The organism is Mesorhizobium sp. M8A.F.Ca.ET.208.01.1.1 (assembly GCF_004791315.1).
Classification (GTDB): Bacteria; Pseudomonadota; Alphaproteobacteria; order Rhizobiales; family Rhizobiaceae; genus Mesorhizobium.
This window is the reverse complement of sequence record NZ_SRUT01000365.1, coordinates 1-289: the sequence shown is the minus strand read 5'-3', so window position 1 is coordinate 289 and position 289 is coordinate 1. Positions and strand designations below refer to the sequence as shown.

The 289-nt window shown below is 63.7% G+C and carries 1 pseudogene; it reads left to right on the top strand.

From position 1 onward, the window contains the following. Positions 1–289 (top strand): annotated as a pseudogene (locus EN851_RS36695) (hypothetical protein); the annotation flags it as partial.

Sequence of the window (289 nt, the reverse complement as noted above, 5' to 3'; positions counted from 1 at the left end):
AACCGATCGATTTGACAGGCAAGCTCGCCTGGCGGGGACAGGCCGTTGCGTTCAAGTCCCAGATCGCGCCCGCATCTTTTCTTGGCCGCGCCTCGGTCGCCGATGCGTCCGGGCCGATCAGCCTTTCGGTTTCCTCCAAATACCTCGAAGGCAGCATAAACGGCGTTGCCGGGGGCGCCGGCACGTTCAAGGGCCAGGTCTCGGCCACATCGCCCTCACTCGACAAGCTGACGCAATGGCTGGGACAAGGCGCTTCGCGCGGCCTGCAGGACTTTGCCTTCAAAGGCGA